We start from the raw sequence: 24,426 nt of genomic DNA, 5'->3' as shown, positions 1-24,426 counted from the left end.
CTTCCTACCGTACGTTTCCGCCCGTTCGTCTGCCCGTACGTCCGCCCGTACGTTTCCGATCGCGCGAACGGCCGATGAAGTGACCCGGGTCACGGTGTCGCCACGGGCCGGGGCAGCCGCGGGTGGGTTACCCTCGGCCACCTTGTATTCGGTAGTCAAGTTTGAGGAATGCGTGCTCCCGACGATCTCCGGCCTCATCCCCTGCTCCGCCGTCTTCCTCCCCGCCGAACCGGCCCGCGACGGCCGGATCGCATTCTGGCGGGCCGACCCGGCCGAGGGCCTCCAACTGGACGGCCAGGGCGCCGCCGAGCAGCTCACCATCATCGCGCCCGATCTGCGGCGCACCACGGTGACGGCCCTCGTCCTGCCCCTCGCCGAAGCCCTGCCCCTGCTCACCCGGGTCCGGGCCGCCGCATCGGCCGGCGCCGCGCCCTTCTGGGGCGCCGCGGCCCTGCTGGCCCTGCGCTTCGCCGCCCGCGGGCTGCTGCTGCCCGGACTGAGCCCCGCCGGGTACGACGCCTGGCGGCTCGGGCCGCTGGACGCCGCCGACCTGGAGGAGGTCCGGGAGCTGGCGGCGGCCATGCCGCCCGACGCGCACTGCGTACCCGTCGCCCCCGTCGCCCCCGCCGACCCCGCCGCCCCCGGCGCCCCCGCCGCCCCACCGCGGCTGCCCGCCCCGGAGCCGCTGCTGCGCGCCTTCCTCGACGCCGTCGCCGATACCCTGCCGCGCTCCCCCGCCGCACCCGCCGCCGCCGGCGGCCCCGCCTTCGCCGCCCGCCCGGCCCGGCTCCACCCCGAGCTGCGCGACTGGGCCGCGGAGGTCGCGGCCGGGCACGACGCCGGGGTGCGGGTCTCGCTCCGCATCGAGGTGGACCCGGACGCCGAACCCCCCGTGTTCCGCGCCGTCCTGCAGATGCACGGCCTCGCGGACTCCACCCTCGTCGCGGACGCCGCCGACGTCTGGGCCGGCTCCGGGCCCGCCGCGGCCGCTTTCCCGCCCCGCGCCCGCCTGGACGCCCTCCGGGCCCTGCGCCGCGCCGCCCGCCTGTGGCCGCCGCTCGCGCCGCTGCTCGGCGCCGCGGTCCCCGACGCGGTGGACCTCGCCGACGAGGAGGTCGCGGAGTTGCTCGGGGAGGCCTCCGGCGTCCTGGCGGCCGACGGGGTGCAGGTGCACTGGCCGCGCGGGCTCGCCCGTACGCTCACGGCGCGGGCCGTCGTGGGCCGGCCCGCCACCGGCTCCGGTCTGCCCGGCCTGGCCGGCCCGCTCTCCACCGCCTCCGCACACCCCGTGGGCTGGCGCTACGCCCTGGGCGGCCAGGGTGATCTGACCGCCGACGAACTGGACCGGCTCGCCGAGGCGAAGCGGCCCCTGGTCCGGCTGCGCGACCAGTGGATCCTGATCGATCCGGCCGCGGCCCGCCGGGCCCGGGCCCTCGCCCGCCAGGACCGCGAGGTGTCGGCCGCCGACGCGCTGGCCGCCGTACTGACCGGCTCGGCGGAGCTCGACGGCACGCGGTACGACGTAGAAGCCACCGGTGCGCTGGAACGGCTCCGCACGCTCCTCACCACCGACCCCGAGCGTACGGCTCCAGAGCCCGCGGATGCCGGGCACTCAGACCGCGGGCACGCAGAACCCGAGCCCGCAGACCGCGGGCTCGCAGACCCCTGGCCCGCCGCCCCGGAGCCCGCCGCCCCCGAGCCCGCCCCCGCGCCGGCGCCGGCGGCCGACGTACAGGCCCCGGCCGCCCTCCGCGCCACCCTGCGCGACTACCAGCTCCGCGGCCTGCGCTGGCTCGACCGCCTGACCGGGCTCGGCTTCGGAGCCTGCCTCGCCGACGACATGGGTCTGGGCAAGACCGTCACGCTGATCGCGCTCCACCTGCACCGCCAGGAGCACGGGCACGAGGGCCCGACGCTGGTGGTCTGCCCGGCCTCGCTGCTGGGCAACTGGCAGCGGGAGATCGAGAAGTTCGCGCCCGGCACGCCGGTGCGCCGCTTCCACGGCTCGGGCCGCGACCTCGAAGGGCTGACCGGCCGACCCGCCGGAGGATTCGTCCTCACCACCTACGGAACCATGCGCCTGGACGCGCCCCGGCTCGCCACCGTGCACTGGGGCATGGTCGTCGCGGACGAGGCCCAGCACGTCAAGAACCCGCGCTCCTCGACCGCCAAGGCCCTGCGCACCATCCCCTCGGCCGCCCGCGTGGCCCTTACCGGCACCCCGGTCGAGAACAACCTGTCCGAGCTGTGGGCCGTCCTCGACTGGACCACGCCCGGCCTGCTCGGCCGTCTCGGCACCTTCCGCACGCGCTACGCCGAGCCGGCCGAAAGCGGCCGCGACCCGCGGGCGGCTGCCCGGCTCGGGGCGCTGGTCAGGCCGTTCCTGCTCCGCCGCAAGAAGTCCGACCCCGGAATCGCACCCGAACTGCCGCCCAAGACCGAGACCGACCACGCCGTTTCCCTGACCCGCGAACAGGCCGGGCTGTACGAGGCGGTCGTGCGCGAGACCCTCGCCGCGATCGCCGGGGCGGACGGGATGGAGCGCCGCGGGCTCGTCGTGAAACTGCTGACCTCGCTCAAGCAGATCTGCAACCACCCCGCGCAGTACACGAAGGAGCAGCACGGCTCGAAGGAGGCCATTGGGGCGGCCTCCTGCAAGCTGGAACTCCTCGACGAGCTGCTCGACACGATCCTCGCCGAGGGCGGCTCGGTGCTGGTCTTCACGCAGTACGTGGCGATGGCCCGCATCATCGAACGCCATCTCGTCGGGCGCGGCATCGCGTCCCAACTGCTGCACGGGGGCACGCCCGTTCCGCGCCGCGAGGAGCTCGTGGACCGCTTCCAGGCGGGTGAGGTGCCCGTGTTCCTGCTCTCCCTCAAGGCGGCCGGTACCGGCCTCAACCTCACCCGCGCCGGCCACGTCATCCACTACGACCGCTGGTGGAACCCGGCCGTCGAGGAACAGGCCACCGACCGCGCCTACCGGATCGGGCAGACCCAGCCCGTCCAGGTCCACCGCATCATCGCCGAAGGCACCGTCGAGGACCGGATCGCCGAACTCCTGGAACGCAAAAGGGCCCTGGCCGATGCCGTGCTCGCGGGCGGAGAAGCCGCGCTGACCGAACTGAGCGACGCGGAGCTGGCGGAACTCGTCGCGCTCCGCCCGACCGCCTCCGGGGAGTGACACGGATGAACACCAAGGACCCGTACGGCAAGGACCCGTACGCGAAGGACCCGTACGAGAAGACCTTCCCGCCGCTCCCGCCCGCCCCCGGCCGCGGCTTCGCCCGCACCTGGTGGGGCCATGCCTGGCTGCGCGCCCTGGAGGACAGCGCGCTCGACGGGCAGCAGGTCAAGCAGGGCCGGCGGTACGCGCGTTCGGGCGCGGTCGGAGCCGTGTCCGTACGGCCGGGCGGGCTCACGGCCGTGGTGCGCGACCCGGACGGGACGGCGCACCGGACCGACGTGCTGGTGCAGGAGTTCACGGAAGCGGAATGGGACCGGCTGCTCGGGCTGGCGGCCGCCGAGTCCGGCCACATCGCGGCGCTGCTCGACCGGGAGGTACCGCCGGAGCTCGCGGAGGACGCGGCGGCGGCCGGGGTGGAACTGCTGCCCGGGATCGGCGACCTCGATCCGCGCTGCGACTGCGACGAGTGGGACCACTGCCCGCACACGGCGGCCCTGTGCTACCAGGTGGCCCGGCTGCTGGACCAGGACCCCTTCGTGCTGTTGCTGCTGCGCGGGCGCGCGGAGGCCGGTCTGATGGCCGAGTTGGAGGAGCGCAGCACGGCGGAAGCGGAGCCTGCGCAATCCCCGGCCGACGCCGGCATCCCCGCGTCCGAGGTCTACGCGGCGGCTGCCGCCCTGCCCCCGCTGCCCCCGCCCGCGCGGCTGCCGGACGCGCCGGGCCAGCCTCCGACGCTGGACACGGAGACGGGGACGGAGCCGCCGGGCCTGGACGTGGACGGGGTGGAGTTCCTGGCACAGGCGGCCGCGACGCAGGCGTACCTGCTGCTCGCGGAGGCGCTCGCTCCGGCTCACGCGGAGCGTGCCCCGCAGCCCGGGCCCACGATCGCGCACGACGCCGTACGGCTCACGGCGCAGGCCCACGACCTTCGGGTCCGCTCCCGCCTGTCGGCGGCTGCCGACAGGGACCGGGCCGCGATGGACCGGGCCGTACTCGCCTGGGGCTTCGGCGGGGCACAGGCCGTCGCGGTACTGGAAGAGGACTGGACCCCGGACCGCGCGTCGCTCGCCCGGGCCCGGGCCGCGCTGGCGGCCGCCTGGCCCGACGGGGCGGGCGCCGACCCCGACTCCGACGCCCCCGCCCCCGTGCTGCGCCGGATCCGCGCCCGCTGGACGCAGCCGGGCGGTGACCGCCAGCTCCGCCTTGGCCGCGAGGGCCGCTGGTGGCCGTACCGCCGCGCGGCGGACCACTGGCTCCCGGCGGGCCCCTCGTCCACGGACCCGGCGGCGGCCCTGGCCGTACTGGACCCGGAGGACGCAGCGGACCCGGGGGACGCAGTGGACCCGGAGGAGGCAGCGGACCCGGCGGAGGCAGCGGACCCGGCGGACGCAGCGGACCCGAGGGACCCCACGGACCCGGCGGACCCGGTCGGCTAGGCCGTCATACCGACGCGGACCGGCCGACCCGCGTCCCGCACTGGCCGACGTACCGCTTGTCGGGACGGCGGGCCGGTACGACGATGGGGCGCTCCGGGTACCAAGGCACCGCGAGAGGGCGACATGGACGATCCTTCGGTGGCTCTGCCGGGCGGGGCCGACCCCGCCGAGCGGACGCGGGAACTACGGCGGGCCCACGCCGCGTTCACCCAGGACGGGCGGGTCGAGGCCCCGGTGCGGGCGGTCATCGCGAGGTCCTGGCGCCGCTGCGCCCGGGCCCGGGTCAGCCCGGAGTGCGTACCCCGGGTGGAGCTGGCCGGGGCGGAACTGCGGTCGTACCGGGAGCAGCACCCGCTGGCCCGGGTGCTGCCGCTGTTCCGGGAACTCGTGGGGGCCTTCGCCTCGGACGGGGCCCACCTGCTGGCGGTGTGCGACGCGCGGGGCAGCCTGCTCTGGGTGGAGGGCGAACCCGCCACGATGCGGCGCGCGGAGGGCCTCGGCTTCGTGCCGGGTGCCCGCTGGGCGGAGACGGCGATGGGGACCAACGCCCCGGGCACGGCGGTGGCGGTCGGGGAGCCGGTCCAGGTCTTCGGCGCCGAGCACTTCAGCCGTCGGGTGCACCCGTGGACCTGCGCGGCGGCTCCGGTCCGCGATCCGCGCACCGGAAGGCTGCTCGGCGCCGTCGACGTCACCGGGGGCGACTGGCTGGCCCATCCGCACTCCCTGGCCTTCGTGCGGGCCGTGGCGTACGCGGCGGAGGCCCGGCTCGCGCTGCTGGATCCGGCGCCCCCGGCTCCCGGGGACCGCCTCACCGCGCTCGGCCGCGACGAGGCGCTGCTGACCGGCGGTGACCGTGAGGTCCGGCTCGGGCGGCGGCACAGCGAGATCATGGCGCTGCTCGCGCAGCACCCGGAGGGGCTGTCGGGGGAGGAACTGGCGATCGCCCTGTACGAGGACGAGTCGGTGTCACCGGTGACCCTGCGCGCCGAAATGTCACGGCTGCGCGGCCTGCTGGGGCAGCGCCGGGCCCCGCTCTCCCGCCCCTACCGGACGGCCGCGCCGCTGGAGGCCGACTTCACCGCCGTCACCCGCCACCTGGCCTCGGGCGCCGTCTCGGCCGCGCTGGCCCGCTACCCGGGCCCGCTGCTGCCCGCCTCCACCGCGCCCGGCATCGTCCGGCTCCGGCGCCGCATCGAGGAGCAGGCGCGGGCCGCCGTGATCGAGCGGGCCGACCCGGGGCTGCTGACCGACTGGGTGTGCAGCCCGTGGGGCGCGGAGGACGCCGAAGTCTGGCGGGCCCTGGCGGCCGTACTCCCGGCTGCCGGCCGGACGGCCGCGCTGGCCCGCGTACGGGCCCTCGACGCGGAACTCGGCGTACCGCCACAGGACGTGCCGGGCAACAGGCAGGGGCCCGGGCGCACCGCGCAGGAGAGGTCCGCCACCGCGCCACCCCCCGGGGCCCGTTCACCGCGCGGCCGTGCAACGTACCGGCAACCTGCCCGCCCCTAGCCTCACGGCGAGCACCGGCCGACGGCGGCCGGTGCCCGGCAAGGGGAGGACCATCCATGGCTCGTTACGCTGCGCCCGGTACCGAAGGCGCGCTCATGTCGTACGCGTCCCGCTACGGCCACCTCATCGGAGGCGAGTACGTCGAGCCCGCCCTCGGACGGTACTTCGCCAACCCCTCCCCCGTGACCGGCGAGACCTTCACCGAGGTCGCGCGCGGTACGGCCGAGGACGTCGAGCGCGCACTGGACGCGGCGCACGCGGCCGCGCCCGCGTGGGGACGCACCTCGGTCACCGAGCGTTCCACGATCCTGCTGCGCATCGCGGACCGGATGGAGCAGCACCTGGAGGCGCTCGCGGTCGCGGAGACCTGGGAGAACGGCAAGCCGATCCGCGAGACCCTGGCCGCCGACATGCCGCTCGCCGTCGACCAGTTCCGCTACTTCGCGGGCGCGTTGCGCGCCCAGGAGGGAGCCCTCAGCCAGATCGACGAAGACACGGTGGCCTATCACTTCCACGAGCCGCTGGGCGTGGTCGCCCAGATCATCCCGTGGAACTTCCCCATCCTGATGGCCGTGTGGAAACTGGCGCCGGCTCTGGCCGCGGGCAACACGGTGGTGCTGAAGCCGGCCGAGCAGACCCCGGTGTCGGTGCACTACCTGATGAGCCTGATCGGCGACCTGCTGCCGCCGGGCGTGGTGAACATCGTCAACGGGTTCGGTGAGGAGGCGGGCAAGCCGCTCGCGTCCAGCCCGCGCGTGGCGAAGGTGGCCTTCACCGGGGAGACCTCCACCGGGCGGCTGATCATGCAGTACGCGGCGGAGCACCTCAAGCCGGTCACGCTGGAGTTGGGCGGCAAGAGCCCCAACCTGTTCTTCGACGACATCTGGACCGCCGACGACGACCTGCGGGACAAGGCCCTCGAAGGCTTCACGATGTTCGCCCTCAACCAGGGCGAGGTGTGCACCAGCCCCTCCCGCGCCCTGATCGAGCGCGGCCGCTACGGCGACTTCCTCGACGCGGCGGTGGCCCGCACCGAACTGATCGTGCCGGGGCACCCGTTGGACACGGACACCATGATCGGCGCGCAGGCCTCGGCGGAGCAGCTGAAGAAGGTGCTGTCGTACGTGGAGATCGGGCAGCAGGAGGGCGCGAAGATCCTGACGGGCGGGCAGCGCGTGGAGCACGGCGGCGAACTGGCGGGCGGCTTCTACGTCCAGCCGACCATCTTCGAGGGCGACAACCGCATGCGGATCTTCCAGGAGGAGATCTTCGGCCCGGTGGTGTCGGTGACCTCGTTCCAGGACTTCGACGACGCGGTGCGCATCGCGAACGACACGGCGTACGGCCTGGGCGCCGGCGTCTGGACCCGCGACATCAACACGGCCTACCGCGCGGGCCGCGCGATCCAGGCGGGCCGGGTCTGGACGAACTGCTACCACGCCTACCCCGCCCACGCCGCCTTCGGCGGCTACAAGCAGTCGGGCATCGGCCGCGAGACCCACAAGATGATGCTGGAGCACTACCAGCAGACCAAGAACTTGTTGGTAAGCTATTCCCCCAAAAAGATCGGCTTCTTCTAAAAGCTGAGCACGGTGCCTGACCTGCGGAAGGGCCGCATCAGGCACCGTCCCTCTGGCCTCAGGACAACAACCGAAATCGGTGGGCCTAGAGGTCCCTTCCATCCGATACGCGACCTTACGGAGAAGATTCGGGCCATACACGGGCCAGTGCGACACCCGCACGCGCGTGACCGTCATGCGGGCTTCACCAAGCCGGTGTCGTAGGCGAAGATCACGGCCTGGACCCGGTCGCGGGCGCCGATCTTCGCGAGGACATGGCTGACGTGCGTTTTGACGGTCGAATCGGCCAGCGACAGCCGCTCGGCAATCTCGGGGTTGCTCCAGCCGGACGCGACGGCGGTGAGCACCTCGCGTTCGCGCTGGGTGAGCGAGGCGAGCTTCCGCTCCTGGTCGGGGGTCCGGCCGGGGAACCGGTCGGAGAAGGAGCTGATGAGGCGGCGTGTCAGGCCGGGGGCGATGACGGCGTCCCCGGCCGCCACCGCTCGGATGCCCGCGATCAGTTCGTCGGGCTGCGCGTCCTTGAGGAGGAAGCCGCTGGCCCCGGCCCGCAGGGCGGCGTACGCGTACTCGTCCAGGTCGAAGGTGGTCAGCACCAGGATGCGGGAGCTGCCTCCGGATTCCACGATGCGGCGGGTCGCCTCGATGCCGTCCATCCCCGGCATGCGAACGTCCATCAGGACCACCTCGGGGCGCAGTTCGGCGGTTCTGCGGACTGCTTCCGCTCCGTGGGTGGCCTCACCGACCACGGCCATGTCGGCGTACTGCTCCATGAGCATGCTGAAGCCGAGGCGCTGCAGGGCCTGGTCTTCGACGATGAGCACGGTGGTCATTTCGGGCTGCTCTCCGTGGAAGCGGTAGTGGGCTGGTGCGGGATGACTGCCAAGACGGCGCGGACGGTCCAGCCGCCGCGGGAGTTGGGGCCCGCAGTGACCTCGCCTTGGTAGAGGGCGGCCCGCTCGCGCATGCCGACCAGCCCCTGGCCTGTGTGCTCGCAGGGCCCTGAGTGTGGGGCGGGACGGTCCGGAGTCCTCGACGGTGATGTGCACGGCCTGGTGGCCGGCCATGACCACGACGGACACCGCCAGCTGGAGTCCCTGGGAGAGGCCGGTCAGGTCGCTTTCGGTGTGAAGGGCGACGGTGGGCCCGGCGACGCGGACCCGTTCCAGGAGGGCGTCGAGGTCGGCCAGGCCCGGTTGCGGGGCAAGTGGGGCGTCGGGGTCGCTGCGCGCGTCGCCGATGACGCCGAGCAGGCGGCGAAGCTCGGCCAGGGCGCCGCGGCCGCTGTCGGCGATGATCCTCAGGGTGTCGGCGCCCCGTTTGGGCGAGCGCTCGGCGAGGCCGACGATGACGGCGAGGGTGTGGCCGAGGATGTCGTGCATCTCCCGGGCGACGCGGGCACGCTCGGTGGCGACTGCCAGGCGGGCCTGCTGGTCCCGCTCCACCTCCAGCCGCAGTGTGCGCTCCTCCAGGGCCGCGATGCAGGAACGCGCCACTCGGCTGGACAAGCCCAGTCCCGCCATGGCCACGGTGCAGACCACCAACAGGCTCACGAGCGCCGGGAGCTGCCTGCGACTCGTCGCCGACCCGTCGGCCGACAGGACGAAGCCCGTAAGGATCACCTTCGGAATACTGACCGCGAGGCCGGCCGCCTTTCGGATGTCGTTGAAACCGGTGATCGCGGCCCCGGTCCCGCTCCATGGCGCCGCGCGACTGGGCCTGCACGGCGAGACCAAGGTTCTTCCCTCGAGGGGACAAACCCCAGGCTTCACGAAGTCGGGCCCGTCCCTGACGGAGGACCGGCAAAGTTGGTCGGCTCTCTCACCGCATGCAAAAGTACGTTCGATCAGCGCGTCAGGGGATGTCGTCACGCGGCGATAGGCGCATGACAACGGGGTGTGGGGAGTTACGGGTGGGGTTTGACGAAGAGTGGGGTCGGCTGCGGGCGGAGGCAGCCGAACGGGCGGCCTCAGGCGCGGCGATGCCGCCGGCCGTGGTTACGGCTCCCCCGCCGGTCGGGGCTGATCCTCTTGAGGAGGCCCGGGAGGCGGCGCAGGAGCGGCTGGCGGATTTCCGTGGCCGAGTAGTGCTGGTGCCGCTCGACGAGGCGGGCGGGTTGTGGACGGCGCAACTCGGCGGTCTGGACTGGATCCACGCGTTCTGTGACGAGGAGGCGCTGGCCCGGTTCGCCGAGGCACGCGGTGAAGCAGAGCGGGAGTGGGCTTACCGGCGAGGGGTGGGGGCGCGGTTGCTGGACGAGGTGGTGCCGGCGCTTGACTTCCCGTGCGGTGTCGCGTTGAACGCGGCCGGACCTGATGGCGCGGTGTTCCCGCCGGTGCGGGGCATTGTGCCGGATGCCGTTGCGCTGGATGGGGAGGTAGCGGCGTGAGCGGGGGTCAGCCGGATCTCGATGCGTCGAAGGAAGCGCTCGGAAGCATTGCGCAGGGCATCACTCAGACACTGGGTGAGTTGAAGGAGATCGGGATGGTGGGCACGGCCAGCATGGGGCGGGGCTTCGCCAATCTCGCTCTGTCCACGATGGACACGGGGCACGACGGCCTGTCGTCCACCTTCAGAACGTTTTGCGAACGGTGGGAATGGGGCGTGCGCTCTCTCGTCCAGCAAGGCAACAACTTCGCCGAGAACGTCGGCCTGTCTGCCGGCGCCCTTCACGAGCAGGATCAGTACGTCCAGGGCACCTTCAAGGTGGTGGCGAACGCGGCCATGGGCAACCCCTACGCGTCCGAGGGCGACATCACAGGTAAGGGCTGGGGTGAAGTCCTGGCCGACAACCCCTACACCCAGATCCGGGACGCGGACTACAGCAAGGAGTCCTTCGACCACGCTTCCGTTGAGAGCAAGGACGCCTGGAAGGGCGCCATCCACGATGTGAACAGCTCCGACATCCTCCTGTCCAACCAGATCATCGACGCCGCCGGCCTCCGTGACGAGATGGACCGGACCGTTGAGGGCATCGCCGGTCCCGCACCCAAGCCCGATATCGGTGGTGACCGCTGATGACCGACGTCGGCAGCCTGCTCGGCAAAGGCATCGACGCGCTCGGCGACGGTGTGGACTCCGCCAAGAGGGCCATCGGCCACGGCGTCGACATGGCAACCGAGGGGATCGGCGCGGGCCTGGACCACGTGGGCGCGCACGACTGGGCGGACAAGGTCGAGGATTTCGGCGACGATGTCGCCCACGGTCTCGGTGCCATGCCAGAAAAGCAGCTCGGCCAAACCCAGCAGGCCAACGAGCTGCTCCACGGCAAGCCTGACGCGATCTCGGAGTCGGCGGCCCATCTCAAAGACTTCCAGGCAGCTTTCAACCGGGTGGGACAGGGGATGAAGGCCCTCGACTCCGGTCACTGGAAGGGGGCCGCGGCCGACGCGTTCCGCGAGAAGTTCGCGATGCATCCCACCGACTGGTTCCACGCCGCCGACGCGTGCGAGGCCGCGGGCAACGCGCTCAACGGCTACGCGGAGACGGTGATGTGGGCTCAGCTCCAGGCCCAATCGGCCATCGAGCTCTACCGGCAGGGCATGAAGGCGTCCAAGGAAGCCGCCGACGCCTACAGGACCAGGGCCGAGGCATACGAGGCGGCCGTCAAGGCCGGCCAGGACCCCGGCCCCTGCCCGGCGCCGGGCGCCGACCCGGGCGAGGCAGCCTGCACGCGGGCCCGGGAGATCCTCGATGAGTCGCGTCGCCAGCGCGACGATGCCGCCCGCGCCGTCGATCGGGCGATCGCCGCCGCCACGGAACATGCCCCGACCAAGCCGTCAACGGCACGCCAGATCATGGCCGAGTTCATGGACTACGAGGGCTCCCAGGCGGTGGAGCTCGCCCACGTCCTGGGCGGAGCCGTCAAAGGTACCGCCGGCATCCTCAACTTCGCCCGCGGCCTCAACCCCGGCGACCCCTACAACCTGACCCACCCCGCCGAGTACCAGCAGCACCTCAATATGACCCTGGCGGGCCTGGTCTCCACCGCTGCCCACCCCGAACGCGTCCCCGCAGGCCTCATCGAAAGCCTCAAGGGCGACTTCAGCGAAGGCGTCGGCCGTCTCATCCCCGAGTTCGTCGGCCCCAAGGGCATAGGCGGAGCGCGGGCGGGGGAAAGGTTTGCCGCCGGGGGGAATCTCCCAGGTCGAACCGGCACCATCTTTGATGGTTTGGCAAGCAGGGGCTCAGGAGGGCACATTCCGCCTTTCGAGGACGTGAGGCGGGCCGTCCTCGAAAGCAACCCTGAAGTCCTGACGCGCTCCTGGCCAGACAACGATGGCCGGTACTATGCGACTCGCGTACTGAAGGGTGGGCGGACGGACGGTGAAACCGTGCTGGCAGGTCACGGTTACATCGAGAGAGACGCCGGCGAAACAGTGGTCCCGAAGGGCACAACAATATCGTTCTACGTGCCGCACGGTGAGCGAATCCCCGGCCTGAACGGCGTAGCCGTAGAGGGTGGATCGTACCCTGGTGGAGCAGTGGAGACCTTCCACGAAGGAGAGCGAATACCGAATTATACGCTCGCGCCACCAGAAGCCACGGGAGTCGGCGGCTTTACCGTATACGAAAATTCGACGACGGTGTCCAGCAGAACCACACTCTCGGAACTCCTCGGGGAAAACATGGGGAATATCCACTGGGCTGCCTGCCGCGAATTCAAGTAGAATCCGAAATCAGAAAGGATGGTTGAGCAAGGTGAACGCCGGTTTGCATCGGACGGCCCGTCCGTGGGTTCTTACGAGCGTATCTCTCGTCGTCAAAAAGCATGATCTCGACCCTGACGCGGTGACAGCACGACTCGGTCTGCAGCCAACCGCTGTCCGTCTGCCTGGAGCAGACCGGTGGGGACCGCCAGGTGAGGTCGACGGCCGGTGGCGACTCACGTGCGATGAACGCACCACCCGAGATCCCGCCGAGCAGCTGGAGCAGATCGTGTCCGCGGCGGAGGGGTGCGTCTCCCAGCTGCGCTTGATGCAGGCGGAAGGCTCTGAGGTGCATCTGGAGGTCTACGGTTTCGCGGACCACGGGTCAGAATTCCTGGTTCCTGCTCCCCTGTTTTCCAGGATTGCCCAGTTGGGTGTTCCCTTGTCTCTCACACCCAACTTGAACTCCCGGTGACCCGGCAGAAGAAATGGAGGACGTCATGAGCATGCGTGAGAGCTGGCGAGGTGTACGCGTCGCGCTGGTGGTCGGCAAGGAAGGAGTCGACGCGCACCGCGTTGCCGCGGCCGTGGAACTGGTACCGGAACTGTTGACTGACGGCTCCCACGTCGAGTCGACAGCGGACCGCTGGACCTGGAATGTCAGAAAGGGTGAGACGGATACGCTGGAGGTCCAGACTTTCGCCCTGGTTACCCAAATCCACCCCAGACTGGAAAGCCTGCTGGCGCTCCAGCGAGATGGATATGCAGTGCATGTGGACATCGCAGGCACGGCGGAAACCGGGTCGACGATGGCCGTGCCCCCCGCTCTCCTGTCGGAGTTGGCGTCCCTGGGCACTCCGGTCACCTTCACCTGCCTTACGGAGGCAGGGGTTCCCGAGAGCGACCCCCTGAGCTGGCTCGACGGGTAGGAGCCCCGTCGGGTGCGCATGCTCAGGATCTCCCCAAACCTGTGCCGTGCCCGTCGAATCGAACCCCTTCTTGCAGTCGCAGCGTTGCGTGAACCACACACGGCGACAACGTCGCCCCCGGCACGAATAAGAAGTCCGCGTGGTGACCTTCCTTCTCCGCCGACCTGCGAGTGCCCCGGTCCACGGCCGAGGCGCTCCGCCTCTTTGAGGTCCCCACCACCACGCCGACCTCCGTACACCGTGTTTTCTCTGCCGTGGGAACTGGTATCGGAGCTGTTGGTTAACGTCGTGCCCGGCCTCACGCGAGGCCGCACACTGCGGCCTCGCCGCCCACAAGGGCCAGCGCACAGGGCTGCATCTGCACCACCGCCCAGCTGGCGCCGCCCGGGCCGTACTCACGGCGAGGGCTGGCGCCGGCGGGCGTGGGGCTGTTCCGGGGCACGGTTGGCGGGGCGGGCGGATGCGGCCGAGACCGGCCGGGTGTGCCTCCGCAGGACCCGGGTGGTGCAGGGCGGCCACCCAAATCAGTGCGACCAAAATCCGGGCCGTTCACGGACCAGCCCCTCGTCGAACACCACCAAGTCTGCCATTCTCGCTGGTCAGCAAGGGTGAGTCGTATGTACTGCCAGCACACCAAGAACCTCCTGGTCAGCTACTCCGCGAAGAAGCTCGGCTTCTTCTAAAGTCTGAGCACGGTGTCTGGCCTGTGCGAAAGACCGGTCAGGCACCGTGCCCTGGACTCGCGGCAGCTGCCGCAACGCGGGCCGACATGGCGGCGGCTCCTCGATGGGCGGCGGCTATCCGCGAGGCGTGCAAAGCGCCTTGGTGTTGGCAAGTTGACCGCTCAGTGTCAGCCTGTTGCCTGCTTCGGTGTCCTTCAGCCTGTCCAGTTGGTCGTCCAATTCCTGCTGGGCGCTCTTCGACAGCACCCAGCCCAGGGGGGCCTGCGTGCCGGGTCCTCTCACGTTGGCGAACGGAAGGTAGTGGGCGCAGCCGAATGCCTCGAAGGCACGCTGACGTACGTTCGCGTCCATCGTGTTCACAGCGGCGGCTTTGCCCTGAAGCGGTACGAGCAGCTCACGCGGGCGGCCTGGTGGCGGAGCGGCCGCCACGCTGTTGTAGCCGTTGTCGATCTGGACGAGCACCACCTCCACCGAGCGGGCCGCGACAGCGGCTGTGGCCCCGCAACCCTCCACGGCGGGGCCGCCCTTCACCCGTTGGCTGTGGCATGCGATCACCCGGGCGAGTTGCTCGCGCAGATCGACGGCGGTCATGCTGCCGGTGCCTTCGACATAGCCCCCGTCGACGACGGACACCTCGGCCCCCGGATACCCGCATGCGTCACCGGCGATCCTTCCGGAGGGCGTGATCCAGGGAAAGCGTGCGGACAGCAGCGCGGCGGTGGATCGGTTCACGTCCTGCCGGCCGCACAGGAAGCCGCCACGCAGGTCGATGAGGGTAGGGCCGCCCACCTGGGGCTCTTCCTGAGGGGCACCCGGCCGAAGGGGTTGCTCGGGGCGCTGGGTACACGAGGTCGCCCCGACGGGGCGGTCGAAGGCACCGAGCTGGACGGGGGCGGTCAGCACCCGGCATCCGCTCTCCGCCGCGGTGCCGTTGAACAGCGCCAGCGGGGTCCAGGCAGTGGTCGCGGTCTGCCATGTCGCGTAGAACGGGTCCTTCAGTTCCTTCTGTTGGTGTTCCCAGGACTGTTCGAGCACGGCTGCCCGGTCCTTCCCGCCGAAGCCGGTGAACGCCCGCGGCAGGTCGACGTACGTCAGCCAGGCCAGCGCGCCGGAGAGGTGGTCCTTCCCGAAGACCACCTGGTGGCTCGGGGTCTCTCCCTGAACATCAGGGGAGTTCCGTGAGATCCAGGACATCGCTCCGAGACTGCCGCCCGAAACGCCACTGACGGCGAAGACCGGGGCCCGCCCGTCCGACGGCGGGCAACGGGATCCCGCAACCTCCGGGACCGGCCCCGGAGGGAACAGCTGGTCGAGCACGGAACTGGTCCAATAAGCGGCACGGACACCGCCACCCGACGCGGCGACGATCACCAATGGCACGGGTGGGCTCGTCTTCGGATCGCCCGTCACGTCGTCGGCCAAGGGTACGGTCGCGCAGTTGGCAGCGGCCCATTCGCCGAACAGCGCGTCCAGGTCCATGCCTTCGGCCAGGACAGGTGAATTGGCCTCCACCTCTCTGGTGCGCACCTGGTGATGGCCTTGCGGATCGACCATCGAGGCCATCAGGAACCAGGCGATCAACAGGACGAACACGGGCGTGCGCTCCAGCTTCAGCGCCCGGAATCCCGTGACCGGCGTGGCGCGTTCGGACCAGCGCTGCAGTTCGTTCAGCACCACCAGCGCCAGGCAGAGGAACACGGTCAGTACGGCCATCGGCCCCACCCAGACAGGGATGTTCCATGTCCAGTCCACGATGAGGGTGGCGACCGAGGCAAGCACGAACAGCCCGCACAGGACGGACAGCGCGAGATACAGCCCGAACCTGTCGTGCCGCCTCGACGGCGGCATCGCCCAGCTCCAGCGCTTCCACTGGGCCCACTTCAACAAGTACGGCAGTACGACGCCGGCCACTGCCGCGAGCAGCCCGAGGAGGATGAGGACGACCGCCGGCCAGCGACGAGGGCCCACGATGGCGGGCGCTACAGCGGAACCTACTGCGAACACGCCCAGGACCAGCAGCGGCAGCGCGGCGAGCAGCCGCGCCATGGTCTTCAGGCTCCTCCGTCGCCCGCCGGTGATCATGTCGGCACGCTGCTGGGCCTTCGCCCCGGCGTTGGCGGCTCCAGGGTCCTGGCTCGAATCGAACCTGAACTTTGCACCTCCGATCCAGGACAGGAGGAAGACGAATCCGAGGACGACTGCCAGTCCCAGCAGGCCACGGGCGAGTGTGAGGCCCAGGCCCGCACAGAGGAGGGCCGAGCCCAGCACCCACCACTGGTTGACCGGGGCCAGCGCCTCGTCCTGGGTAAGGGCGGTACGGTGCACACTGCGCCAGAGCAGGAGCGAGAAGACGAAGACGGCGACCGGGGTGGCGACAGCAGTGGGCCCGTGATCGAGCAGGCCGAGCAGGGCGTCCGGCACCTGCTGGATTCCCACTCCGGCGATGAGCAACAACAGCAGGGCCGACACGAAGAGCTGCACGCGCACGACCGCGACGTTCTCCCGCCAGGGCAACTGCGCAAGCACCTTGGTGTGCGCGATCAGCACGACCAGGACCAGTACGGCCAGGCCCACGAGCAGCCACTTGAAGACGGCGGCCCAACCCACGATCTGGTGGAGAGTGTTGATCTGATCCGGTTTCAGACCATGCCCGGAGAGCCGCCATTGGCTCACGCCCTCCACCGCTTCGACCGCCAGCAGGGCGCCGATCAGGAACCAACGCCGGGACGGCGCTGTGGCCCAGAGCAGGGACGCACTCGTCGGAGCGCCCGGATCCGGCGGCTCCGGGGGGTAGGAGGGGATCCGGGCGCGCAGGGAAATCAGCGCCTGGTGCAGCAACGCGACGTAGAGCAGGACGAGAAGCACGTCGAGTCCGACGTACCAGCGGATCAGCACGCGCGCCTCGACACCCCCGGTCGGCGGCTTGAAGACCTTGCCGAGGCCCGCGCCGGTGAACGCCTTGAGGCAGGACTCCACCCGCGGCACCGGGTCGGAGCCCTTGTACGCGTCCTGGGTGATCAGCGGCTTCTTCTGGTCGGGCAGTGTGTTGAACCAGACGCACCAAGCCGTGCGGGATCTGGTCCCGGCCTCCTCGGAGCGGGGGTCGAGTGTCACAAGACCCCTCCAGGTCGCCGAGGGGTATCCCGGCGCTTCGATCCGTCCGAGAGCGGCGTCCACCCTCCCTGCGGCGATGAAGAGGATCACCAAGAGGACCAATGCCGGGGCGACCCAGCGCCGCACGCGGCGCGGCCACTGCTGTACTTCCTCGGTCATGAGGGCTCCCACTCGATGGACACGCCACATCGTGGTCACCGAACGTGATCAGGTGTAAGCCGCCGAACGGGTGCGGGACACGGTCCTGGCCGGACAACGGGCCGGGCTCGCCGGTCCGACAGCAGCCGATGTCAGGCCAGTGCGGCTCCGCCGTCGAGGGTGAGCACCGTGCCGGTCGCGTAGCCGTTGTTCAGGAGGTAGAGGTAGGCCGCCGCAGCTTCCTCGGGGCTGCCTACGCGCTGCACGGGAAGGCCGCTGCCGTGCGCTTGGAGGAAGGCCTCCGGTTCGGGCACGGTGGTGTCCCAAAGCTCGGTGCGGATCGCGCCGAGGCGGACCGCGTTGACCCGCAGGGGGGCGAGTTCCAGGGCCAGGGCTCGCGTGAGACCCTCGGCCGCTGCTGTGATGCTTGCGCCGAGGGAGGCGCCGGGGGTGGGCCGGGTGGCGAAGGCGCCGGAGGTGAAGGTGATCGAGCCGCCGGGACGGAGCTGCGGCGCCGCGTACTTCGCGGCGAGCAGGGCGCCCCAGAAGCGGCGCTCGAAGAACGCTCGGGACTCCTCGGCAGTGAGGTCGGCGAGCGGCTTCAGCAGCAGGGATTCGCCCGCCGTGTAGACGAGGTGGTCGAACTCGCCGATCCGGTCGAAGAAGGCGGCGAGCGCGGTCTCGTCGGCGACGTCGAGCAAGATGCCTTCGGCCGGGGCGCCGAGCTTCTTCACCGCCAGGTCGACCCGGCCCTGGTTGCTGGAGGCGACGATCACGTTCGAGCCCTGAATCGCTGCGGCCTGCGCGACAGCGAATCCGATGCCGGAGGTACCGCCTATGACGACGACGCGCTGGGTGTCTGCTGTGTTGTTCATGGTGAGGACGCTACGTGTCACGACCGAGACAATGGATGGCCTTAGATCTTGATTCTTTGTCTGATCGTCTCGATCTCAGCACGCTAGGGTGAGTGTGTGGACATACTCAGCGATACGCTTGCGGCCCTGCGCACAGGGCGTCCGTCTGTTGTCCGTACCGACGCGCAGGCGCCGTGGGGTGTGCGCTTCCAGCCCATCGCGGGGGCCGGATTTCACGTCGTCGTCGAAGGACACTGCCTTCTCCTGCCGGTCGGCGGCGATCCGATAGCCCTGGGCCCCGGCGACGTCGTGTTCCTGCGGCGCGGCACCGATCACGCCCTCTGTGACGCGGTCACCAGCGAGCCGGTCGCCTTCGAACCCGACCGCGTCGACACCTCCTCGCCGATCGGGAGTTTCACAGTCGGGGGCGACGGCGCTCGCAGCGTGCTGGTATGCGGGGCCTACCACCTCGACGTCGACCGGCCGCATCCGCTGCTCGGCGAACTCCCGGAGGTCATCCACCTCCCGGCCAGCCCCGGTCGCCATCCGGCGCTGCGCTCGGCGGTCGACCAGCTCTGCGCCGAGATCCACCAGCCTCAGCCGGGTTCGGACTCGGTGGTCACGACGCTCGTCGATCTGCTGCTTCTCTACATTCTGCGGTCCTGGTACGCCGAGTTGCCCAGGGAGCAGACGCAGGGCTGGGCCTCGGCACTGAACGACCCGTTGATCGCCCCGGCGCTGAAAGCGATCCACGACGACCCGGCGCATCCGTGGACCGTCGAATCGCTGGGGAGCCGGGCCGGGCTGTCGCGCGCCGCGTTCGCCCGGCGGTTCACCACGGTGGTCGGCGAGCCGCCGCTCAGCTACCTGACGACGTGGCGGATGGCCATCGCGGCGCGGATGCTGCGCGAGACGGCCGACTCGCTGAGCGCCGTGGCCGAGAGTGCCGGCTACACCTCGGAATTCGCGTTCGCGAAGGCATTCAAGCGGCACTTCGGCGCCCCGCCCGGGGCATATCGGCGGGAGCGCCGGACGGCGCCGGCTTCGCCGTCGGTGCCGGGTTGATTCCCTTGGGCGGGAGTCTGGGGTCTCGATCGCTCGTCAGCGTGTCGTCAGCGTGTCGTCAGCGGTTGACTTCGCGGTTGGTCAGCACGAGCTGTGAGGCTCAGTCCGGAGCAGTTGCATGGGGAGGGTGACCGTGGTCCGACCGGGCCTGGACGGGGTCACCCGCCGGGCGACGACTTCTTCCGCTACACGTCGAGGATCTACCGCAGCAGCGCGATCATGAACATGACCCAGGCTCCCGACTGGGCGGCCATGTGGTGGGTCATCCCGAATCGGCGTGAGGGTGAACTCTTCGGGGCCGGAGACACCATCCCCTACATGCAAGTCCACATCGCCCGCGACCCGGACAGCCGCGAGGTGCTCAGCGAGGACGAGCAGGAGCCCTACGGGATGAAGACCAGGTCGACGGCGGTCGACCGACCGGTTGCCCTGCTTCGCCAGGCCGCCGAGAGGCCATAGGCGTCGGCCGAGACCCCGTCGGTGGCTCCGGTCCCGCGCGATGCGCCACCGGTCGTGAAGCGCCGGCTTCCGGGGCGGTCGCCCGCGTGTTCCCCTCTCTCCGCCGGGCACATCCGACGATGCACACGAACTCGCGGGTGAGCTACAGCCGTTCACCGAGCCACCGGGCGGCGCGAACCCTGGCGTCGATGCCAACGGCCCGGCCACCCAGGTGTACCGCCGCGAGGATGGCGAGTGGCGGGTGACCCATCGCCATGGCGGCAGCGCTACTGAGTGAGGGCGTCACAAAGCGCCGTTGAGCGGAACCCAACCTGGTCGAAATGGCGCATGACGCCCATATTTCTTTGCTACTTCTGAGTACCCACATGGTCATGTAGCGTCCGGAACCGCTTGATCCGTTTATGTGTTCCCGACCGCCGATGAGGACTCATGATCGCCACATGCGACGCTCCGATCGCCGCCGTCCCGAGACGACGATTCAGTGAGGAGACCGCCCCTTGCGCGCTTCGGGGGCCTGGCAGCGCGAGCGCTGCCTCCCTGCCGTCCGACGGAGGGAAACCATCTCGGACGACGGATGGAGGAGCACTGGTCCCTTGAGATTCCGGATCAATCGCTCGGGCAGTTCGTTCACGCCTCCGTACGGGGAGTGGCGCCTGCCGCAGCCGGCCGCACCCGCTCCGGCCGTAGAGACCGTGGAGACCGTGGAGCCGGAGGCCGTCGAAGCGCCTCTGTCGCCCCACGAGATCCACCTCATACGCGCATCCGTCTCGGTGGTCGAGCCACTCGCCGCGGAGATGACGGTCTACTTCTACGCGATCCTGTTCGCCCGCTACCCCGAGGTCCGTCCCATGTTCCCGCCGGGAATGGACGCCCAGCGCGGCCGGCTGCTGCGCTCGCTGTTGCGCATCGTGGACCTGGCCGACGATGCGCAGGGCCTGGTCCGCTTCTGCGGACACCTCGGACGCGATCACCGCAAGTTCGGCACGCTCAGCGCGCACTTCCCCGCCGTGGGCGAGTGCCTCCTCGCCTCCCTCGCCCGCTACGCCGGCCCCGCCTGGACCGCGGAAATCGCCGCCGCCTGGACGAAGGCGTACGGTGCGGTCGCCCAGGTCATGATCAGTGCCGCCGAGGAAGACGAGGCGCTACGGCCCGCCGTGTGGCCCGCCACGGTCGTGCACCGCGTCTCGCGGGGACACGGCATCGCCGAGATCACGGTCAGGCCCCATCTGCCCTACGAGTACGCCGCCGGGCAGTACGTGAGCCTGGAGGCTCCCTGGTGGCCGAAGCATTGGCGCTACTACTCGCCCGCCAACGCGCCCCGTGAGGACGGCACCCTCACCTTCCACGTGCGCGCGGTGCCCGGCGGCACGGTCAGCACCGCGCTGGTGCACCAGGCGGCGGTGGGCAGCGTGATCCGGCTGGGGCCCCCGATGGGAGACATGGTCCTGGACACCGCCTCCTACAACGACCTGCTCTTCGTGGCGGGCGGCACCGGGCTCGCCCCGATCCGCGCGCTCGTCGAAGAGGTCGCCCGCCGCGGCGAGCGCCACCAGGTCGACCTCTTCCTCGGCGCCCGTACCGGCGACGAGCTGTACGGGGTCGACGACATGCTCAGGATGTCCCAGCGGCACCACTGGCTGACCATCAGGGGCGCGGTCTCCCACGAGTACATCCCGGGACTCCGCGGGTCACTGCCGGATGTGCTGGCCGAGTTCGGACCGTGGCACCACCACGACGCCTATCTCAGCGGCCCGACCCAGATGGTCGTCTCCGCCACCGAGACGCTCGCGCGGGGCGGCACGCCTCCCGACCGTATCCATCACGACCCGTTCGAGACGCCCGTCCTGTCCCTTCCCTGAGCCGAGCGCTCACCCGTCCGCCAGGAGAACGCGCCCCGTGGCGATACCCCCGCAGCCTTTCGGATCAGCCGGCGAGCACCGGCTGCAACAGGAACTGGGCACTGCCGACCGCGCCGCCCGGTTCTACGACCAACAGGTACGCCGGCATCTCACACCCGAGATGCGCGACTTCATCAGCCGCCAGGCCATGGTGTTCCTCGCCACGGCCGACTCCCGGGGAGAATGCGACGCCAGCTTCCGTGCCGGCCCCCCGGGGTTCGTCCACGTCATCGACGACCACACGCTCGCCTACCCCGAGTTCCACGGGAACGGTGTCCTCGCCAGCGCGGGCAACATGACGGAGAACCCCCACCTCGGCATGCTGTTCGTGGACTTCACCCACCACCACGTGGGGCTGCACGTCAACGGGGTGGCCCGGCTCTACACCGACGCGGGCCTGCGCTCCCGCCACCCCGGCCTGCCCACGGACCTCGCGCCGGGGCGGAGCCCGGAGATGTGGGTCCGTCTGCACATCGAGGAGGCCTACATCCACTGCTCCAAGTACATCCCCCACCTGGCCCCGGCCCCCCGCCCCACCAGCCATGACACCATGCGCCCCAAGGACTCGAGTTACTTCACCGGACTCCGTGCGCCTGGATGAGCACCTCGTGATGAGGGGCCGGACGGTTGAGCGCCGGGTCCGTCGGGGGGAGGAGCGCGGCGGACGCGGGCGAGGACGAGGACCGTGTCATCGGCCGGCGGGGCGAGCAGCAGGCTCGCGAGAATGCGGTCCGCCATGACTTCCAACGACCCAGAGGCTCCGCTCAGTTCGGTGCGCAAGGCTGCCAGACCGGCCTCGATGTCCCGGCCGCGCGCCTCGATGAGGCCGTCGGTGTACAGCGCGAGGGTCGCGTTCCCGGGGAGTTCGATCTCGGTCGTCCGGAAGGGGAACCCGCCGACGCCGAGAGGGACTCCCAGCACGTCGTCGATGGTCTCCACGGTGCCGTCCGGCCTGAGCAGCAGGGGCGGGGGATGGCCGGCACTGGCGACGCGGGCGCGTCCGCTCGTCGGGTCGTAGACGATGTACAGACAGGTGGCCAGCTCGATGCCCGCCTCCTGGGCGCACGCGTCGAGCTCGGCGAGCAGGTCGGCAGGCTCGCGCTCGTGCCTGGCCAGAGCCTTGGTCGTGATGCGAAGCCGACCCATGGCGGCGGCGGCCGACACCCCGTGCCCCATCACGTCGCCCACCACGAGACCGACCCGGCCATCGGGCAGGTTGATCACGTCGTACCAGTCGCCGCCGACCTCGGTGATCCGTCCTCCGGGCACGTACCGGTGGGCCACTTCCGCATACGGGCTGGCCGCCAGCACGCTGGGGAGCAACGCCCGCTGCAGCGTGAGCGCGATGTCCTGAACACGGCTGTACAGGCGGGCATTGTCCAGACAGATCGCAGCACGTGAGGCAAGCTCACCGGCAAGGCTGACATCCTCCCGGGTGAAAGCCGGCCGGTCGGCGGACCGGCCGAACATGGCGATTCCCTGGACGGTGCCCCTGGCGATGAGCGGGGCGACGAGGACACAGGCCAGCCCGCTCTCGGCCAGGAGCCGGGCGCGCGACTCGATGAGGACGGTCCGGGCCAGGAACTCCTCGTTCACCACGGCTGAGATGGCACGACCGGTCCGCAGCATGTCGTGGATGACGGAGCCGGGCGGATACCGCACCGTCTCCACCCCGCTCACCAGTTCGGTGGCCGGAGGGGGCAGGATCGTCCCGAAGGCGATCCGGCGTGTGATCAGCGGCCGCCCCGGGTCAAAGTCCTCTGCCTCGTCCATCCACTCCACGAGTTCGACCACTGCGCCGTCGCAGAAATCCGGCATCGACGCGTCGACGAGCTCCTGAGCCGTGCGCACCACGTCCAATGTGGTCCCGATGCGCGTGGAGGCCCCGTCCAGCAGCGCCAGCCGTCGGCGGCCGGCAGTGGCTTCGAGAATTGCCTGTTCCCGATCCGTCACATCGACCATCAGCCCGCCCACTCCTGGGCGCGAGCCGACCGCCTGGCTCAGAGGGAAGAAGCTCACCGACCGCACTTGATCACGGTCCGGATGCCCCCGCGGGCGCATACCCACCAGCATCCCCACGACCGGCGCTCCACCCCGGGAGACGGCGCGGAGCATGCGCTGATACTCGCCACCGTCGGACATGATCATGATTTCGTCCATGTGCCGCCCGATGTGCGCCTCGATCGCAAGACCGTCCATGTCGGCGAGCGCCTGGTTGAGATGGACGTACCGGAGGTCCGGGTCGAACATGACCAGACCGATGGGGCAGGTCTCGAAAAGGGCGTCGAGGAAGGCGAGATTGGTCTTCACCCGATCGAGCTCGTCGCTACGGCTCGCCAGGATCATCACCACCGAAGGTCCTCCGGATCCGGTCACGGAGAAGACCCGGAAGCCGCAGTCGAACGCCGTGCCGTCACGATGCCGTGCTGTCAGCCGGCCTCTCCAATACCCCCGGGTCCGGCCTCGCTCCGTCAGCCGGGCGCACGAACCGGATGGGGCATGGGGCCCGTCGGCGAAGAGGACGGCGCCGGGCTTGGACAGGACTGCGGTGGAGTCGTAACCGAAGAGGTCTCGCGCGCCGGGCCCCCAGTAACAGACGAGGTCGCCCTCATCGATACCGAAGACGGCCACGGGCACATGCTCGAGCAGCGTCCCGGGCTCGGACCGGAACGGACCGTGAGCCTCCTGACCCCCCGGCCGAGCCGATGGCACGAGACGTCCCCTTCCACCCGACGCCCTATCCATCCATTATGCGGAGACCTTGGGCGTTCCGCGTCGGGAACCGAAGCCGGTCACCGGTGCGAGGTCGCCGGTCACAGGTCGTGAGCAGGCAGCGCGCGCTCGCTCACGCAGCCGGCCCGCCCGGGACCCTCCGCTCGTCTCCTCTCGGGACCGGTTCCGGACCGACAGCGTTGCCGACGGCGTTCA

17 protein-coding genes and 1 pseudogene are annotated in these 24,426 nt (G+C 70.6%); 13 read left to right on the top strand and 5 right to left on the bottom strand.

Annotation, left to right across the window (positions count from 1 at the left end; translation table 11 throughout):
* The first annotated feature begins 172 nt into the window (after positions 1 to 172).
* The 4 genes from MTF69_RS35765 to MTF69_RS35750 all read left to right on the top strand — a co-directional run bounded on the left by MTF69_RS35765 (position 173) and on the right by MTF69_RS35750 (position 7,712).
* Positions 173 to 3,184 (top strand): DEAD/DEAH box helicase, encoded by a 3,012-nt coding sequence (locus MTF69_RS35765; RefSeq protein ID WP_243340544.1) that lies wholly within the window; start codon positions 173 to 175, stop codon positions 3,182 to 3,184.
* 5 nt (positions 3,185 to 3,189) lie between these two features.
* Positions 3,190 to 4,623: an SWF or SNF family helicase gene (locus MTF69_RS35760; RefSeq protein WP_243340543.1), complete on the top strand. Its 1,434-nt coding sequence runs from the start codon at positions 3,190 to 3,192 to the stop codon at positions 4,621 to 4,623.
* 123 nt (positions 4,624 to 4,746) lie between these two features.
* Positions 4,747 to 6,132 carry a GAF domain-containing protein gene (locus MTF69_RS35755; protein ID WP_243340542.1) on the top strand — a complete coding sequence of 462 codons (1,386 nt, stop codon included), beginning with the start codon at positions 4,747 to 4,749 and terminating at the stop codon, positions 6,130 to 6,132.
* A 56-nt stretch (positions 6,133 to 6,188) separates the two neighbouring features.
* Entirely contained in the window at positions 6,189 to 7,712 is a 1,524-nt protein-coding gene (locus MTF69_RS35750) for an aldehyde dehydrogenase family protein (protein WP_243340541.1), read from the top strand.
* 173 nt (positions 7,713 to 7,885) lie between these two features.
* Here the strand turns inward: MTF69_RS35750 and MTF69_RS35745 are convergent, their stop codons facing one another.
* Both MTF69_RS35745 and MTF69_RS35740 read right to left on the bottom strand, forming a co-directional pair.
* Complete coding sequence (locus tag MTF69_RS35745) at positions 7,886 to 8,542, bottom strand: response regulator transcription factor (RefSeq protein ID WP_243340589.1); 657 nt, start codon at positions 8,540 to 8,542, stop codon at positions 7,886 to 7,888.
* 465 nt (positions 8,543 to 9,007) lie between these two features.
* Positions 9,008 to 9,091 (bottom strand): annotated as a pseudogene (locus tag MTF69_RS35740) (hypothetical protein); the annotation flags it as partial.
* 530 nt (positions 9,092 to 9,621) lie between these two features.
* Here MTF69_RS35740 and MTF69_RS35735 point away from each other — a divergent pair.
* The 5 genes from MTF69_RS35735 to MTF69_RS35720 are packed head-to-tail and all read left to right on the top strand — an operon-like array spanning position 9,622 to position 13,287.
* On the top strand, positions 9,622 to 10,098 hold the full coding sequence (locus tag MTF69_RS35735) for a hypothetical protein (protein WP_243340540.1): 477 nt from the start codon (positions 9,622 to 9,624) through the stop codon (positions 10,096 to 10,098).
* Entirely contained in the window at positions 10,095 to 10,727 is a 633-nt protein-coding gene (locus MTF69_RS35730) for a hypothetical protein (protein WP_243340539.1), read from the top strand. Before MTF69_RS35735 ends, MTF69_RS35730 begins: the two co-directional genes overlap by 4 nt.
* Positions 10,727 to 12,379: a putative T7SS-secreted protein gene (locus tag MTF69_RS35725; RefSeq protein WP_243340538.1), complete on the top strand. Its 1,653-nt coding sequence runs from the start codon at positions 10,727 to 10,729 to the stop codon at positions 12,377 to 12,379. The genes MTF69_RS35730 and MTF69_RS35725 overlap by 1 nt, the downstream gene beginning before the upstream one ends.
* A 31-nt stretch (positions 12,380 to 12,410) precedes the next feature.
* A complete protein-coding gene (locus MTF69_RS43900) occupies positions 12,411 to 12,833 on the top strand; it encodes a DUF4279 domain-containing protein (RefSeq protein WP_374325019.1) in 423 nt (140 codons plus the stop codon).
* 25 nt (positions 12,834 to 12,858) lie between these two features.
* A complete protein-coding gene (locus tag MTF69_RS35720) occupies positions 12,859 to 13,287 on the top strand; it encodes a hypothetical protein (protein WP_243340537.1) in 429 nt (142 codons plus the stop codon).
* A 797-nt stretch (positions 13,288 to 14,084) separates the two neighbouring features.
* On the opposite strand, the gene MTF69_RS35715 is transcribed toward MTF69_RS35720, so the two are convergent.
* Both MTF69_RS35715 and MTF69_RS35710 read right to left on the bottom strand, forming a co-directional pair.
* Positions 14,085 to 17,243 (bottom strand): hypothetical protein, encoded by a 3,159-nt coding sequence (locus tag MTF69_RS35715; RefSeq protein ID WP_243340536.1) that lies wholly within the window; start codon positions 17,241 to 17,243, stop codon positions 14,085 to 14,087.
* Positions 17,244 to 17,374: 131 nt separating this feature from the next.
* Positions 17,375 to 18,097, bottom strand: coding sequence for an SDR family oxidoreductase (locus MTF69_RS35710; protein WP_243340535.1), 723 nt, complete (start codon positions 18,095 to 18,097; stop codon positions 17,375 to 17,377).
* 96 nt (positions 18,098 to 18,193) lie between these two features.
* Here MTF69_RS35710 and MTF69_RS35705 point away from each other — a divergent pair, with 96 nt between their 5' ends.
* From MTF69_RS35705 to MTF69_RS35690, 4 genes are all read left to right on the top strand, one after another.
* The gene (locus MTF69_RS35705) at positions 18,194 to 19,141 is read left to right on the top strand and encodes an AraC family transcriptional regulator (RefSeq protein WP_243340534.1); all 948 of its coding nucleotides are present in this window, start codon (positions 18,194 to 18,196) and stop codon (positions 19,139 to 19,141) included.
* Positions 19,142 to 19,360: 219 nt separating this feature from the next.
* The gene (locus tag MTF69_RS35700) at positions 19,361 to 19,600 is read left to right on the top strand and encodes a hypothetical protein (protein WP_243340533.1); all 240 of its coding nucleotides are present in this window, start codon (positions 19,361 to 19,363) and stop codon (positions 19,598 to 19,600) included.
* A 593-nt stretch (positions 19,601 to 20,193) separates the two neighbouring features.
* A complete protein-coding gene (locus tag MTF69_RS35695) occupies positions 20,194 to 21,459 on the top strand; it encodes a globin domain-containing protein (protein ID WP_243340532.1) in 1,266 nt (421 codons plus the stop codon).
* A gap of 37 nt (positions 21,460 to 21,496) precedes the next feature.
* Positions 21,497 to 22,099: a pyridoxamine 5'-phosphate oxidase family protein gene (locus tag MTF69_RS35690; protein WP_243340531.1), complete on the top strand. Its 603-nt coding sequence runs from the start codon at positions 21,497 to 21,499 to the stop codon at positions 22,097 to 22,099.
* On the opposite strand, the gene MTF69_RS35685 is transcribed toward MTF69_RS35690, so the two are convergent.
* On the bottom strand, positions 22,069 to 24,243 hold the full coding sequence (locus MTF69_RS35685; RefSeq protein ID WP_243340530.1) for a SpoIIE family protein phosphatase: 2,175 nt from the start codon (positions 24,241 to 24,243) through the stop codon (positions 22,069 to 22,071). The genes MTF69_RS35690 and MTF69_RS35685 overlap by 31 nt on opposite strands.
* Positions 24,244 to 24,426 lie beyond the last annotated feature (183 nt).

The sequence above is a fragment of the Streptomyces sp. AP-93 genome (assembly GCF_022808175.1).
Lineage (GTDB): Bacteria > Actinomycetota > Actinomycetes > Streptomycetales > Streptomycetaceae > Streptomyces.
The sequence above is the reverse complement of the archived record's forward strand: the minus strand, read 5'-3'. Positions and strand labels throughout refer to the sequence as shown.